This window comes from Streptomyces sp. NPDC036764, assembly GCF_055609385.1.
In genome coordinates, this window is record NZ_JBVJPT010000020.1 from 21057 (window position 1) to 35807 (window position 14751).

Below are 14751 nucleotides of genomic sequence, written 5' to 3' on the forward strand. Positions count from 1 at the left end.
CCTCCAGCCTGCGTGATCATCCGTCCCGATTGCCAGCATGGGCCGCCGATTCGGGACGCCCGAGCGGTGGGACGGCCGCTGACCTGCGGGGATGGCAGGCCTCGACGGCTCGGCGTGGGACGCCGGAAGCCGCCGGAACACGCGGGCGACCCCGATGGGGTCCGTATCCCGGAAAGTCACTTGTAGCGGGCACACAGTTCTCTAGGCTGCCCGGCACGAGCCGTCGCCCGTGTCGCCGCAGCCCGAGGAGCCGTGTCATGACCGTCATCGAACCCGCGCCCCCAACCGCCCCGGCCGCCGTGCCGCCGCTCGCGGCGCGGACCGGCGCCGTCGGCGGTTCGCCCGTGCGGGACATCCTCGCCGTCACGGCCCGGCCCGAGGTCATCAACTTCGCGGGCGGGCTGCCCGCGCCGGAGCTGTTCGACCGGGAGGCCATCGCGGCCGCCTTCCGGGACGTGCTCGCCGAGACGCCGGCGCAGGCCCTTCAGTACTCCACGACCGAGGGCGAGCCGACTCTGCGCACCGGGCTCGCCAGCCGCATGTCGGCGCGGGGACTGGCGACCGACGCCGATGACCTGCTCGTCACCACCGGCTCCCAGCAGGGGCTCTCGCTCCTGGCCACCGCGCTGCTGGAGCCCGGCGACACGGTCCTGGTCGAAGACCCCTGCTATCTGGCGGCACTTCAGGCCTTCGGCCTCGCCGGAGCCCGGGTCGTGGCCGTGCCCTGCGACGCGGACGGTGTGGATCCGCACGCACTGGAGGAACTGGTCGCGCGGGAGCGGCCCAAGCTCTTCTACACCGTGCCCACCTTCCAGAACCCGACCGGCCGGACCCTGCCCGCCGAACGCCGGGCCGCCGTCGCGCGGGTCGCCGCCCGCCGCGGGGTGTGGATCGTCGAGGACGACCCGTACGGCGAGCTGCGATACGACGGCGAGCGCGTGCCCTGGATCGCCTCGTACCCGGGCGCCGAGGACCGGACGGTGCTGCTCGGCTCGTTCTCCAAGGTGATGGCCCCCGGCCTGCGGCTGGGCTGGCTGCGTGCCCCGGCCGCCCTGCGGCGGGCCTGCGCGGTCGCCAAGCAGGCCGCCGACCTGCACACCCCGACCGTCAACCAGCTCGCCGCGGCCCGCTGCCTCGACGGCCTGGACGCCCACGTGGCCCGCGTCAGGGACGTCTACCGCGAACGCCGTGACGCCATGCTCGCGGGCCTGCCCGGCGCCCTGCCGGAGGGCTCGACCTGGAACCGACCCGAGGGCGGCATGTTCCTGTGGGCCCGCCTGCCCCGGTCCTACGACACGACGGCCCTGTTGCCGAAGGTCGTGCGGCACGACGTCGCCTACGTCCCCGGGGCGCCCTTCTACGCCGGTGAGCCCGACCGGTCGACGCTGCGGCTGTGCTTCGTGACGCAGACGCCGCAGGAGATCGAGGAGGGGCTGCGACGGCTGGGCAAGGGCCTGCGGTCCTAGGGCCAAGGACGCAGCGTAGGTCGGGCCGTGGTCGGCGGACGGGAGCGGCCGGTGTTCCTAAGGTGAAGGCATGTCCAAAACCCAGGGGTTCGATCTCGATGCGTATCTCCGGCGGATCGGTTGGGAGGGGGAGCGGCGGGCCGACCTGGCGACGCTGCGGGGAGTGCACCTGGCGCACATGCGGGCCATCCCCTTCGAGAACCTGGACGCCCTCAGGCGTATCGCCCCCTCCCTCGACGCTGCCGACCTGATGGCCAAGCTGGTGCACAGCCGGCGCGGCGGCTACTGCTACGAGCACAACACCCTCTTCGCGGGCGTCCTTCAGGCGCTGGGGTTCCGGGTGACCCGGCTGGCCGCACGGGTCGTCGTCGGAGCGGACCGCGTCGAGAGCCGGCCGCGCACCCACATGGCGCTGCTCGTCGAGGCGCCCGGCGACCCGCAGCCGTACCTCGCGGACGTCGGCTTCGGCGCGATCGGCGCGCTGCTGGAGCCGGTACCGCTGACGGCCGGCGTCGAGTTCAAGGACGCCGAGCGCCGGCACCGGCTCGCGCACGCCCCGCACGACGGCCCGCTTCCGCTGTGGCTGCTCCAGGCCCACGACCCGGCGAAGGGCGACTGGGCCGACCAGTACGCCTTCACCCTGGAGCCGTTCGAGAAGCCCGACTTCGAGGTCATCAACTGGCACATCGGCACCAACCCGCGCTCGCCCTTCACTCAGCAGGTCTACGTCCAGGACCTCACCGCCGAACGCCACCTCCTCCTGCACGGCCGGCTCCTGACCGAGACACGGGCGGACGGGACGGTCGTCGAGCGGGAGGTGACGGAGGAGGCGTGGGCGCGGCGGCTGCTGGACGAGGAGTTCGGGATCGACGCCCCGGAGGGCATGACGCTGCTGCCCGGGTGAGGACGGGCCGTCAGTCCCACCAGAAGTGCCAGGCGGGCCGGCCCAGCAGGCGGTTCTCGGCGTAGGCGCGGATGCTGGTGTCGCTGCTCTGGAGGAAGTTGTCCGGGCAGAACGCAAAGTGCTCGGCGGCGACGGCCTCCGCCTCGGCCGGGGTGGTCGGCGGGGACGCGACGGAGACGAGCAGGTGGTCGAAGCCGAGCGCCACCACGCGTATGCCGAAGCGGTCCTCCCAGGAGCGCAGCACCGCGCACAGGCGAGCGGTGTCGCCCTCGTGGTTCATCGGGCCGGACCAGCCGATCGCCGCCGGAATGTCCGCGCTGCGGCGGGCCGGGACGAGCGCGAGGCGGGGATCCTCCAGCAGGCCGCCGCTCTCCACCAGGTCGTCCGCGATGTCCATCGCCACCGCGTCCGGGTCCTCTTCGGAGCCGGAGCCGGAGCCGGAGCCGGAACCGGAGTCGGCGGGGGCGTCGGCCAGGCCCGGCCACTCCTGCTGCGTCTCCCCGGCCGCGTACTCCTCCCAGAGATCCGCCAGCACCTCGTCGGCGTCGTGATCCCCCGGGTACGACACCGCGTCGGGTGCCAGCTCCCAGTCCTGCGGGCCGCCGTGCGGGCCGCCCGCGTCCAGGACGACCGGCAGCAGGCCGGCGGTCCGCCGGGCCGGGGCCAGCGCGGCCCAGGCGCCGGGCACCGCCTTTTCGTCCGCGAGCCACAGCAGGGGCTCGTGCCAATCGCCCTCGACGGTCGCATCCACGAGCCGTCCGGGCGGGAGTCGGAGTCCGAGAGCGGCGCCCGTGGGGTCGCTCGTGAGCTTCGGCAGCGGGTTGGGAAGAGTCGCCATGCCGGTGACTGTAGGGGGCGGCACTGACAACTCACCCCACCACCCGGCTGCCGAAGCACTCCTCGCCGCCGCCGGCCGCCGGGTCGAAGCAGGCCCGCACGACGGTTCCCGGGCGGGCCGCGGTCATGGGGGTGTAGACGTAGGAGTCCGCGTCGACGCCGTTGCGGATCTCCACACCGCGGACGCGATCGTCCGCGGCGTCCTCGCCGGCGCTTGCGGTCGCCGACACCTCCAGCCGGTCGCCGACCCGCGTCCCCCACATCCGGGCCCAACTCGTCCCGCACTCCTGGCTGTAGCGCAGCTCCAGCCAGGCGCCGGTGGAGGTCCGGTGCGAGGCCAGCGTCTGCGGCGCACCCGCGCACTTCATGTGCATCGGGCTCTTTCCCTCACAGACCTCGCCCTGGCAGCGCGGCCCGGTCGCGGACGGAGGCGGCGACAGCGACGCCCCGGGCCCGCCGTCCCGGTTCGGCAGCAACAGGGCCGCGGCGGCGACGCCCCCGACCACCACGGCGGACGCCGACGCGAGCACCGCGACGAGCGTCGCGCCGCGGTGGACGGAGCTCTGCCGGCCGGGCTCCTCGGCGGGCGCGGCTTCTTCGGGAGGCGGAGGCGGCGGCGGGATCCGCGGCCCCTCCTCCTTCGCCGCCCGCCCGCTCCCCTCCGACTCGGCGATCTCCCACAGCGCCACACAGCGCCCCTCCGGCTCCCCGGCGAGGCGGCACAGCTCCTGCACCGCGTCGCGCGGCGGGAGCGTCCTGCCGTTGAGGTAGCGGTCCCAGGACGACTTGCTGAACGCGGTCTTGGCCGCGAGACCGACCAGGCTCAGACCGGTGCGGCCCTTCAACTCCCGCAGCGTGGCGGCCAGTCGGGCCCGTTCCGGCGACGGCGTCGTCATCCCCGCAGGGCCTTCCAGGTGTGCGGCCCGATGATGCCGTCCACCACCAGACCCGCCCGCCGCTGCACCTGCTTGACCGCGCGTTCCGTCACCGGCCCGAAGATCCCGTCGATGCCGCCCGGCGAGATGCCCGCCCGGCGCAGCAGACACTGCGCCTCGGCGACGTCCGGACCCGCGTGGCCGCTGGCCAGGATGGCGTCCCGGGTGCGGCTGATGCCCGCGTACCAGCGGCCGTCGATCCGCGCGAGACGGCAGGTGTACGCCGGTGCCGAGCGCGGGGCCGACGCGGACGGTGACCCGGACACGGCCGGGGGCAGGGACGGCGACACGTCGGTCGCGGCGAGGGGTGCCGTCGGCTGTGCCCGGTCGCCGCCGCTCAGCCGTACGACGAGGAGGACGGCCGTGGAGAGCGCCAGCACCAGCGCCACGGCCCCCGCCACCAGGGCGACCCGCAGCGAACGACCGGGCGACCGTGTGCCGGTGACCTCGGCGGAGAGGACCTCTCGCGCCGCGACCGGCTCCGCTATGACCGGCTCCGGCACGTGCTGCGGCGCGGGCGCTCTCGCTGCCGCCGCCTCGGCGCGTCCGTTCCGCCACGCCTCCGCGGCGACCTCGTGCAACGCCAGCAACCGCGTCGGATCCTCGTCCACGGCCCGGGCCAGCGCCTCGACGGCCTCCCGCGGCGGCAGCGACCGGCCGCCCAGATACCGCTCCCACGACTTCTGGCTGTACCCCGTCCGCGCCGCCAGCCGGCGCAGGCTCAGCCCGCTGTGGTCCTTGAGCCGACGTAACCGCACCACCAACTGCCGTACACGCGGATCCAGATCCGCTGGCAGGGCTGCCCAACGCGACATGTTCCCCCCATTCGCGTTCACGGTCCGGGCCCGCGGTCCGTGGTCAGCGGCCCCCGCGCCCCCGCCGCATTCTGCATCAGCATCCACGGCCCGCACCGGAAGTTGGTTCCGGCACCGGTACGGAATCGGCCACCGCCCCGTCACAGACGTCCCGCCGCGACGCCCAAGCGGACGGCATCCGCGCAGGTCAGCGCCTGGGACATCCCACGATGACGTCACTTGCGCGGCGAGGCTGGCAACCCTCGCCGCCCGCCCCGCACTCTCGTTTCGCCAGGTGGCGGCAGGCTCCGCCACCCGAACCAGAGCGAGAGGGAAACGCATGCGAGCGAACATCTGGACGAGGACCCTCGTGAGCGTCGGCGCCGTCGTCGGCCTTGCCGCCGGAAGCCTCGCGACCGCCGGCACCGGCTTCGCCGCCTCGGACGCGAAGCCGGCCGTGCGCTCCGACGTCGGCGTCCTCGCGGTGAACAACCTCGGCCTGAGCAACACCGAGGCCCGGTACGTCCAGTGCTGGATCCAGGACTACTGGGGCTACACCGGCGCCCTCGACGGGCAGCTCGGCACCAATAGCTGGAAGGCGCTCCAGCGCTGGCTCAAGGCGCACTGGGGCTACAACGACAGCATCGACGGGATCGTCGGCCCGAACACCATCAAGGCCCTGCAACGTGACCTGAAGGCACACCACGGCTACACCGGCGCGATCGACGGCATCGCCGGCTCGGGCACCAAGGCCGCGTTCAAGGACTTCGCGGCCGACTCCAAGCAGTACTGCTGAATCGTCGCCCCCGCATGACCGCGGCCCGTCCTCCCCGAGGGGGAGAGGACGGGCCGCAGCGGCACATCAGATGCTCAGAGCCGCTCGGGCGTGCGGATGCCCAGCAGGGCCATGCCCTGGTGCAGCGTCCGGGCCGTCACGTCGCACAGGAGCAGACGGTTCTCCGCCACGTCCTTCGGCGGCTCCGGCTTGATCACCGGGCACTTGTCGTAGAACGACGTGAACAGCGACGCCAGTTGGTACAGGTACGCGGCCAGCTTGTGCGGGGCGTACTCCGCCGCGGCCTCGAAGACCGTGTCGCCGAACGCGTCCAGGTGCAGACCGAGCGCCCGCTCCGCCGCGTGCAGTTCGAGCTCCGGGTGCGCGGCCGGCTTCGTCTCGCCCGCCTTGCGCAGGATCGACTGGATACGGGCGTACGCGTACTGGAGGTAGACGGACGTGTCGCCGTTCAGCGAGACCATCTGGTCCAGGTCGAACTTGTAGTCCCGGTTCGGCGACGTCGACAGGTCCGCGTACTTCACGGCGCCGATGCCGACCTGCTGCGCCCGCTCCTGGATCTCGTCCTCGGTGAGGTCCTGCGCCTTCTCCCGTACGACCTCGGCGGCCCGCTGCACGGCCTCGTCCAGCAGGTCCTCGAGCCGTACGGTCTCGCCCTCACGCGTCTTGAACGGCTTGCCGTCCGCGCCCAGCACCGTGCCGTAGCCCATGTTGTGCGCGGTGACCTCGTCGGTCAGCCAGCCCGCCCGGCGGGCCGCCTCGAAGACCATCTTGAAGTGGAGGGACTGCCGGACGTCCACGACGTAGATCAGGGACGTGGCGTGCAGGTCCTGGACCCGGTTGCGGATCGCCGTCAGGTCGGAGGCCGCGTAGCCGAAGCCGCCGTCGGCCTTCTGCACGATCAGCGGGACCGGCTGGTCGTCCTTGCCGCGGATCTCGTCGAAGAACACGACCAGCGCGCCCTCGGAGCGCACCGCGACCCCCATCTCCTCCAGGAGGCGGGCGGTCTCGGGCATGCCCTCGTTGTACGCGGACTCACCGACGATCTCGTCGTCGCGGATCTCCATGTCGAGCTTCTCGAAGACCGAGTAGAAGTAGACCTTCGACTCGTCCACGAACTGCTGCCACAGCTCGAGGGTCTCCTTGTCGCCGGACTGCAGGGCGACGACCCGCTTGCGGGCCCGCTCCTTGAACTGCTCGTCCGAGTCGAAGACCGCACGCGACGCCTTGTACACCCGGTTCAGGTTCGACATGGCCTGCTCGCCGTCGACGTCCTCGGCCGGGGCCAGCTCGCCGGGGTTCTCGAACAGGTACTGGATGAGCATGCCGAACTGGGTGCCCCAGTCGCCGATGTGGTGCCGGCCGATCGTCCGCTCGCCGGTGAAGTCGAGCATGCCGCGCAGGGCGTCGCCGATGACCGCCGACCGCAGGTGGCCGACGTGCATCTCCTTCGCCACGTTCGGCTGGGCGTAGTCGACGACGGTGATGCCGGGGGCGTCCTTGCGGGGGACGCCGAGGCGCTCGCCGTCCGCGTGCCGCGCGGCGAGGTTCTCGGTGATCGCCCGGTCGGCGACGGTGATGTTGAGGAAGCCGGGTCCGGAGACCTCGACGTCCTTGAGCACATCACCGGTGACGATGTTGCCGACGACCTCCGTCGCGAGCTCCCGCGGGTTCGCCTTCGCCTTCTTGGCGAGCGCCAGAATCCCGTTGGCCTGGAAGTCGGCCCGGTCGCTACGTCGCAGGAGCGGGTCCGCGTCGGCCTCCGGCCGGGTGGCCGAGAGGGCGTTCGCGAGGCGCTGCTGGACTTGAGCGGTGAGCGACGTGACCGAGGTCATGGGATGGGAGCCGTTCTCCTCGTGGATTGGTAGACGCGGCCAGTATCCCATGGGGGGTAAAGGGGTTTTTGCGGCTGCGGGCCGGTGGGGGTTGGCCGCGCAGTTCCCCGCGCCCCTGGGAGGCGGCTGCGCCGCCTAAACTGGGGGCGCGGCCGATTGACCGTGCTGGCTGCCCTGGAGAAAGAAGGACGTGCCGATCGTGGCTCAGAGCACCGAGACCACCGACTGGGTCTCCCGTTTCGCGGATGAGGTCATCGAGGAGTCGGAGCGCCGGGCCCCGGGCAAACCGGTCGTCGTCGCGTCCGGCCTCTCCCCCTCCGGACCCATCCACCTCGGCAACCTGCGCGAGGTCATGACCCCGCACCTGGTCGCCGACGAGATCCGGCGCCGCGGCCACGAGGTCCGGCACCTGATCTCCTGGGACGACTACGACCGCTACCGCAAGGTGCCGGCCGGGATCGCCGGGGTCGACGACTCGTGGGCCGAGCACATCGGCAAGCCGCTGACCTCCGTCCCGGCGCCGCAGGGCTCGCCGCACCCGAACTGGTCCGAGCACTTCAAGGCCGCCATGGTCGAGTCGCTCGCCGAGCTGGGCGTGGAGTTCGACGGCATCAGCCAGACCGCGCAGTACACCTCCGGCGTGTACCGGGAGCAGATCCTGCACGCCATGAAGCACCGCGGCGACATCGACGCCGTGCTCGCCCAGTACCGCACCAAGGCCAAGGGCGGCGCCAAGAAGTCGCAGAAGCCCCTCGACGAGGCCGAGCTGGAGGCCGCCGAGGGTTCCGGCGCGGCCGGCGAGGACGACGGCAGCTCCGGCTCCGCCGGGTACTTCCCGTACAAGCCCTACTGCGGCAACTGCGAGAAGGACCTCACCACCGTCACCTCCTACATCGACGACACCACCGAGCTGTCGTACACCTGCAACGAGTGCGGCTTCGCCGAGACCGTCCGGCTCAACGAGTTCAACCGCGGCAAGCTGGTCTGGAAGGTCGACTGGCCCATGCGCTGGGCCTACGAGGGCGTCATCTTCGAGCCCAGCGGCGTCGACCACTCGTCGCCGGGCTCCAGCTTCCAGGTCGGCGGGCAGATCGTCGGGATCTTCGACGGCAAGCAGCCCATCGGACCCATGTACGCCTTCGTCGGCATCAGCGGCATGGCGAAGATGTCCTCCTCGCGCGGCGGCGTGCCCACCCCTGCCGACGCGCTGAAGATCATGGAGCCGCAGATCCTGCGCTGGCTGTACGCCCGCCGCCGGCCCAACCAGTCCTTCAAGATCGCCTTCGACCAGGAGATCCAGCGGCTCTACGACGAGTGGGACAAGCTGGACGCGAAGGTCCAGGACGGCTCCGCGCTGCCCGCCGACATCGCCGCGCACTCCCGTGCCGTACGCACCGCCGCGGCTGAGCTGCCGCGCACGGCACGCCCGCTGCCGTACCGGACGCTCGCCTCCGTCGCCGACATCACCGCCGGACACCAGGACCAGGCACTGCGGATCCTCTCCGAGCTCGACCCGGAGAACCCGCTCGCCACCCTGGACGAGGCCCGCCCCCGGTACGACAAGGCCGAGGCGTGGATCAACACGCAGGTGCCCGCCGACCAGCGGACCATCGTGCGCGACGAGCCCGACGCCGAACTGCTGAAGTCCCTCGACGAGGCGTCCCAGCAGTCGCTGCGGCTGCTGCTCGACGGCCTCGCCGAGAACTGGTCCCTCGACGGCCTGACCCACCTCGTCTACGGCGTGCCCAAGGTGCAGGCCGGGTTCTCCGCCGACGCCACACCCAAGGAACTCCCGGCCGAGATCAAGACCGCCCAGCGGACGTTCTTCGCCCTGCTCTACCACCTGCTGGTGGGACGCGACACCGGACCCCGACTGCCCACGCTGCTGCTGGCAGTGGGGCAGGAACGGGTACGGCGCCTGCTCGGCGAGTAGCCGGTGACACGGAAGGGGGCCCTCGGCGGATCGAGGGCCCCCTTCCGTCATACCGCGGCGACCGTCAGGCGATGTGCTCGTCCGTCAGTTCCGCGTTGAGGCGGTTGGAGAAGCGGTTCACCATGCGCTTGGACTCGGCCTCATCGAGCGTGACGCCGTACGTCGCCTCGACATCGGCGATGAACCCGCGCGGGGTCGGCGCGCCGTTCCCGCCCTTTATGGACTCACGGAAGACCAGGTAGTAGTCCTCCTCACCCGGCTCCGGAGCCGGGGTGCCGCCGCCCTCACCGAGCTGGCGGGTGCGGTTGCCGGTCACCGGGATCGGAAAGGTGCCCGTGTCCTCCGGAGACGGCTCCTGGACCGGGGGTTCCTGCTGGTACTGGTCCTGGTACTGCTCCGCCTGCACCTGCTCCTGGTACCACTCCTCATAGTGCCCCTGCGGGTCGTACGAGGCGTTGTAGCCGCCCTGGTAGTCGACCTGACGGGGCGTGTTGAACCAGTCCTGCACATAGTCCTGTTGCCCCGGCCCGGGCGGGCCCGCCGGCTCCGGGCCGGCCAGCTCAGGGCGCTGCTCGCCGGAAGGCGCCGGGCGCTGCTGCGGGACGGGCGACACGCCGGTCGCGGCCGGCGCAGGCGCCGACGGGGTCACAGCGGCCGGGCGGACGGCATCCAGGGCCGGCTGCGGCGCCGGCGGCAACAGCGCGGGCTCGATACCCGCCGCGGCCAGCCCCGCCGGAGCCGTGTCCGCCAGCGGAACGCCGTACCGCGCCAGACGCAGCGGCATCAGCGACTCCACCGGCGCCTTCCGGCGCCACGCACGACCGAAACGGGAACGCAGCCGCGCCTGGTACACCAGACGCTCCTGCTCCAGCTTGATCACCTGGTCGTAGGAGCGCAGCTCCCACAGCTTCATCCGGCGCCACAACAAGAACGTCGGCAGCGGGGAGAGCAGCCAACGCGTGAGGCGGACACCCTCCATATGCTTGTCGGCCGTGATGTCCGCAATGCGGCCGATCGCATGCCGGGCGGCCTCCACGGCCACCACGAACAGGATCGGAATCACCGCGTGCATGCCGACACCCAGCGGATCCGGCCACGCCGCCGCACCGTTGAACGCGATCGTCGCGGCCGTCAAAAGCCACGCGGTCTGCCTCAGCAGCGGAAACGGTATTCGGATCCACGTCAGCAGGAGGTCCAGGGCGAGCAGCACACAGATGCCCGCGTCGATGCCGATCGGGAACACATAACTGAAGTTCCCGAAGCCCTTCTGGATGGCCAGCTCACGGACGGCCGCGTACGAACCGGCGAAGCCGATGCCGGCGATGATCACGGCGCCGAACACGACCACGCCGATGAGAACGCGGTGCATCCGAGTCAGCTCAGGTGGCCCGGCCACTCGTACTCCCCTCCCCTTGCGTGTTGTTGCGCGCAACAGAGTGGCACATCCCCACGCCCCGCGTTCTGCCGGTACGGCACGAGCCCGGACCGTTACCGGGCCGGGCTCGCACAAAGGGCTTGGCTGAGCTGCGCGTTGTGACGCAGCGCCGGGCCGGGTGTGACGGTCAGCTCTTCTTCGCCGCTGACTTGGACGGGGAGCTGGACGCCGCCTTCGACGAGCTGCCGGACGGAGACTTCGACGCCGACTTCGAGGGGGCGCTGCTCGGCGTGCCCGCACCACCGCCGTCATTGGCCTCTGCCACCGCGGCCACGGCCTCCTTGGCCGCCTTCTGGGCGAGCTTGTTCAGCGCGTCCGCGCTCGGGGCCTTCTCCCCGGCCAGACCGGCACCGTTGTAGTCGAGCGTCACCACGACGTTCTCGACCCGCGCCACGACCGTCTCCTGCTTGAAGGAACCCTCCTTCTTCTTCAGGTCGTAGCGCACCGCCGTCGCCTCGTCGCCCACTCCGGCGACCGGCTCCGACTTAAGGCTCTTCGCGCCGGACACCGACTTCGCGTCCTGCACCTGCGTCTCGTAATACCCCTGCGCCAGCTTCTCGCCCGAGCCGCGCGTCACATCCGACTCGAAGCGCAGCAGTGAGACGTTGAGCCAGCGGAACTGCGAGCCCTTCACACCGTTGTTGTCCAGGCTGCTCCACGAGCACGAGCCACGCGTCGACGCGTCATCCGAAGAGCCCTTCTTGCCGGACTTGGCCTCGGGCGCCAGATCCTCGAGCGTCTTCTTGCCCAGCACCTTGCACGCGTCCGGGATCGACTTGTACGCGGCCGCCTGCACCGTCGGCGACGGGCTCGCGGACGACGACGCCGAGGTCTTCGCGCTGCTGTCGCCGGCGGCCTTGTCGCCCGAACCGGAGTCCGAGGAGCAGCCCGCGGCGATCAGCATCACGGGGACTGCGGCCGCGCAGACAAGGGCCCGGCGCAGGCTCCTCGCCCGCTGCTCGCGCTGGTCACGCCCGTCATGCTGGTCTCGCTTAGCTGCTAGCTGCATGGTTCCTTCACTCATGACTGCCACTGTGGTTCCTGCGGTCGGATCGGGTCCGAGGGGCCACGGTACGCGGTGAAGAAGCTGTGCGGTCTCGTTTCGGTTACGTCGCACAAGGGCGCGCAGGTGTGAAGAACAAGCGCTAGTCCGCGAGCGCGTCCGCCAGTTGCGCGGCCAGTTTCTGGGCCCTGTCCTGCATTTCCTCGGCGTCCGGCACCGCGCCGACGGCCGCAGGCTGCTCCTCGTACTCGATGGTCACGATCACGTTGGACGTGCGGAACGCCACAATCACCGTGCGCTGCTGAGCCGTCGAACCGGTGCCGGCGAGCACGTCGTCGAGGAACGCCTCGTCGCCGAGGTCCTCCAGCACACGAGGCTGGAGTTCGGCGGCGGCCGCGCCGTCCGAGGACCCGGACGAGGAAGGAGAGGCAGAGGACGAAACGGACGAGGACGCGGAGTTCGAGGCCTGAGGGTTCGGGGCCTGCGAGTTCGAGGCCCCGGAGTTCGAGGCCGACGACGAGGGCGAGCCGCTCGGGCTGCCGCCGGAGCCGGCGGACGGATCGGCGCTCGCCGTACCCCCGCCACCCTCGCCGTCGCTCTCCGAACTCGTCGGCTCCGGCAGATCCGCCGCCTCCCGCTTCGACGCGAAAAGCTGCTCCGCCTCACTGTCGTCGCTGACCGACGTGTTGTACGACACCACGCGCTCGAAGCCGACGAAGAGGTGATCGGTGGCGTCGGCCGAATCCACCTTCCAACGACAGCCGATCTTGCGGTCGGTGTCGTAGGTGAGCGTCGGCGTGCCCTCGTACGCCTTCTCCTGCTGCTCCGCGTCCGTGAACTGCTGGATGCCCGGCAGGAGCGAATCGAGCGTGTCCTCGCCGACCACGCCGCACGGTTCGGGCAGCACGCGGTAGCGGCCGGGTTCGGCCGGCGCCGCCGCCGTGCCGGAGTCGCCGGGGTTGGAGTCGTCGGTCGCGCCGCCGCTGTCGGAGCTGCCTGTGCAGCCGGCCAGCAGCGCCGCGAGGAGTGCGGCGATGCCGGATACGTAGGCCTTCCGCTGCACGGTCAGGCTCCTCTCGACGGTGGCTGTGTGGTCGGTCCGCTACCGGTCTTTCAGTGTCCCCGCTGGTTAATCGCTTGCCGCGCGGGGGCGCCCACTGGAGACAATGTCTATCGCACGCACTGCCGTGGACGCCGGTCCGCTGTCCCTTTTCATCGACCCTGGCGCCGGTTTTGCGATTTCAGGCTTGTGTTTTGTTTCCGGGGGATTGAGGGCGATATGTCGTACGTGGAGATGCCGGGCGCGAAGGTTCCCATCCGTTTGTGGACCGACCCGGCGACGATCGAGGGCTCCGCACTCCAGCAGCTCCAGAACGTCGCGACCCTGCCGTGGATCAAGGGCCTGGCCGTGATGCCGGACGTGCATTACGGGAAGGGCGCGACGGTGGGGTCCGTCATCGCGATGCAGGGGGCCGTGTGTCCTGCGGCGGTGGGGGTGGACATCGGGTGCGGGATGTCGGCGGTGAGGACGTCCCTGACGGCGAACGACCTGCCGGGGGATCTGTCCCGACTGCGGTCGAAGATCGAGCAGGCCGTTCCGGTGGGGCGGGGGATGCATGACAGTCCCGTTGAGCCGGGGCGGTTCCATGGGTTGGCCACTGGGGGGTGGGACGACTTCTGGGGGCGGTTCGACGGGGTCGCTGAGGCCGTCAAGTTCCGCCGGGAACGGGCGAGTCTGCAGATCGGAACCCTCGGATCCGGCAATCACTTTGCAGAAGTAAACGTTTGCGATTCTGGGTCGGTGTGGCTGATGCTGCACTCCGGTTCGCGCAACATCGGCAAGGAACTGGCCGAGCATCACATCGGCGTGGCCCAGAAGCTCCCGCACAACCAGGGCCTGGTCGACCGTGACCTCGCCGTCTTCGTGGCGGACACTCCGCAGATGGCGGCGTACCGCAACGACCTGTTCTGGGCGCAGGAGTACGCCAAGTACAACCGCACGATCATGATGGCGCTCCTCAAGGACGTCATCCGCAAGGAGTTCAAGAAAGCGAAGCCGACCTTCGAGCCGGAGATCTCCTGCCACCACAACTACGTGGCGGAGGAGCGGTACGAGGGCATGGACCTGCTCGTGACCCGTAAGGGCGCGATCCGGGCCGGCTCCGGCGAATACGGGATCATCCCGGGTTCGATGGGGACGGGCTCGTACATCGTGAAGGGCCTCGGAAACGAGAAGGCCTTCAACTCGGCGTCGCACGGCGCGGGTCGGCGCATGAGCCGTAACGCGGCCAAGCGTCGCTTCACCACGAAGGACCTGGAAGAGCAGACGCGGGGCGTGGAGTGCCGGAAGGACTCCGGCGTCGTGGACGAGATTCCGGGTGCCTACAAGCCGATCGAGCAGGTCATCGATCAGCAGCGGGACCTTGTCCAGGTCGTGGCGAAGCTGAAGCAGGTCGTGTGTGTGAAGGGCTAGAGAGCGAAGGGCGCGGCGATGGTGGGCCGCGCCCATCGCTTACTGGTCAGTCCGGCAGCGTCACTACTCCGTGCAGCAGTTTCCACCGACGGTTTTGGCACGGGCTCTTGGAGTAGCCGAGCTCCGCCGCTGCGTGGGCGATGTACAGGATGTTGTAAATGCCGTCTCGTGCGTTGCGTTTGAGGGTGCGTTCGGCTCCTGTGATTTCCCTCGCGTAGGAGCACGTGAAGACGGCGATCGCAGTGCTCTTTGTCGTCAGGCAGATGAAGGGGAACCCCTGGCGCGTGTAACCCACCGAACCGTCGGCGTCGACGATCCCTCGTAGGTAGTCGGGGCGCGAGAA

General features: G+C 70.7%; 13 protein-coding genes. 5 read left to right on the forward strand and 8 right to left on the reverse strand.

Features of this window, described 5'->3' with window-relative positions:
* Positions 1-257 precede the first annotated feature (257 nt).
* Positions 258-1466, forward strand: a complete 1209-nt coding sequence (locus tag ACZ69Q_RS41995; RefSeq protein WP_471053264.1) for an aminotransferase-like domain-containing protein — start codon at positions 258-260, stop codon at positions 1464-1466.
* A gap of 70 nt (positions 1467-1536) precedes the next feature.
* A complete protein-coding gene (locus tag ACZ69Q_RS42000) occupies positions 1537-2370 on the forward strand; it encodes an arylamine N-acetyltransferase family protein (protein WP_471053267.1) in 834 nt (277 codons plus the stop codon).
* A 10-nt stretch (positions 2371-2380) separates the two neighbouring features.
* On the opposite strand, the gene ACZ69Q_RS42005 is transcribed toward ACZ69Q_RS42000, so the two are convergent.
* From ACZ69Q_RS42005 to ACZ69Q_RS42015, 3 genes are read right to left on the reverse strand one after another with little or no spacing between them, the layout of a single operon-like run.
* On the reverse strand, positions 2381-3208 hold the full coding sequence (locus tag ACZ69Q_RS42005) for a DUF4253 domain-containing protein (protein WP_471053270.1): 828 nt from the start codon (positions 3206-3208) through the stop codon (positions 2381-2383).
* 31 nt (positions 3209-3239) lie between these two features.
* The gene (locus ACZ69Q_RS42010; protein WP_471053273.1) at positions 3240-4103 is read right to left on the reverse strand and encodes a helix-turn-helix domain-containing protein; all 864 of its coding nucleotides are present in this window, start codon (positions 4101-4103) and stop codon (positions 3240-3242) included.
* A complete protein-coding gene (locus ACZ69Q_RS42015; RefSeq protein WP_471053276.1) occupies positions 4100-4957 on the reverse strand; it encodes a peptidoglycan-binding protein in 858 nt (285 codons plus the stop codon). Before ACZ69Q_RS42015 ends, ACZ69Q_RS42010 begins: the two co-directional genes overlap by 4 nt.
* 319 nt (positions 4958-5276) lie before the next feature.
* On the opposite strand from ACZ69Q_RS42015, the gene ACZ69Q_RS42020 reads away from it, so the two are divergent.
* Complete coding sequence (locus ACZ69Q_RS42020) at positions 5277-5732, forward strand: peptidoglycan-binding domain-containing protein (protein ID WP_471053279.1); 456 nt, start codon at positions 5277-5279, stop codon at positions 5730-5732.
* A 74-nt stretch (positions 5733-5806) separates the two neighbouring features.
* On the opposite strand, the gene argS is transcribed toward ACZ69Q_RS42020, so the two are convergent.
* Complete coding sequence (argS, locus tag ACZ69Q_RS42025; protein WP_471053281.1) at positions 5807-7564, reverse strand: arginine--tRNA ligase; 1758 nt, start codon at positions 7562-7564, stop codon at positions 5807-5809.
* Between the two features lie 190 nt (positions 7565-7754).
* Between argS and lysS the strand changes: the two genes are divergently transcribed.
* Positions 7755-9497, forward strand: coding sequence for a lysine--tRNA ligase (gene lysS / locus ACZ69Q_RS42030; protein ID WP_471053284.1), 1743 nt, complete (start codon positions 7755-7757; stop codon positions 9495-9497).
* A 64-nt stretch (positions 9498-9561) separates the two neighbouring features.
* Here lysS and ACZ69Q_RS42035 read toward each other — a convergent pair whose 3' ends face one another.
* The 3 genes from ACZ69Q_RS42035 to ACZ69Q_RS42045 form a co-directional block, all read right to left on the reverse strand.
* Positions 9562-10866, reverse strand: coding sequence for a DUF2637 domain-containing protein (locus ACZ69Q_RS42035; protein ID WP_471053287.1), 1305 nt, complete (start codon positions 10864-10866; stop codon positions 9562-9564).
* Positions 10867-11059: 193 nt separating this feature from the next.
* The gene (locus tag ACZ69Q_RS42040) at positions 11060-11956 is read right to left on the reverse strand and encodes a DUF3558 family protein (RefSeq protein ID WP_471053290.1); all 897 of its coding nucleotides are present in this window, start codon (positions 11954-11956) and stop codon (positions 11060-11062) included.
* Positions 11957-12077: 121 nt separating this feature from the next.
* Positions 12078-12998: a DUF3558 domain-containing protein gene (locus tag ACZ69Q_RS42045; RefSeq protein ID WP_471053292.1), complete on the reverse strand. Its 921-nt coding sequence runs from the start codon at positions 12996-12998 to the stop codon at positions 12078-12080.
* 216 nt (positions 12999-13214) lie between these two features.
* On the opposite strand from ACZ69Q_RS42045, the gene ACZ69Q_RS42050 reads away from it, so the two are divergent.
* Positions 13215-14408, forward strand: coding sequence for an RtcB family protein (locus ACZ69Q_RS42050; RefSeq protein ID WP_471053295.1), 1194 nt, complete (start codon positions 13215-13217; stop codon positions 14406-14408).
* Positions 14409-14454: 46 nt separating this feature from the next.
* Here ACZ69Q_RS42050 and ACZ69Q_RS42055 read toward each other — a convergent pair whose 3' ends face one another.
* On the reverse strand, positions 14455-14703 hold the full coding sequence (locus tag ACZ69Q_RS42055; protein WP_471053297.1) for a hypothetical protein: 249 nt from the start codon (positions 14701-14703) through the stop codon (positions 14455-14457).
* Positions 14704-14751: the final 48 nt, after the last annotated feature.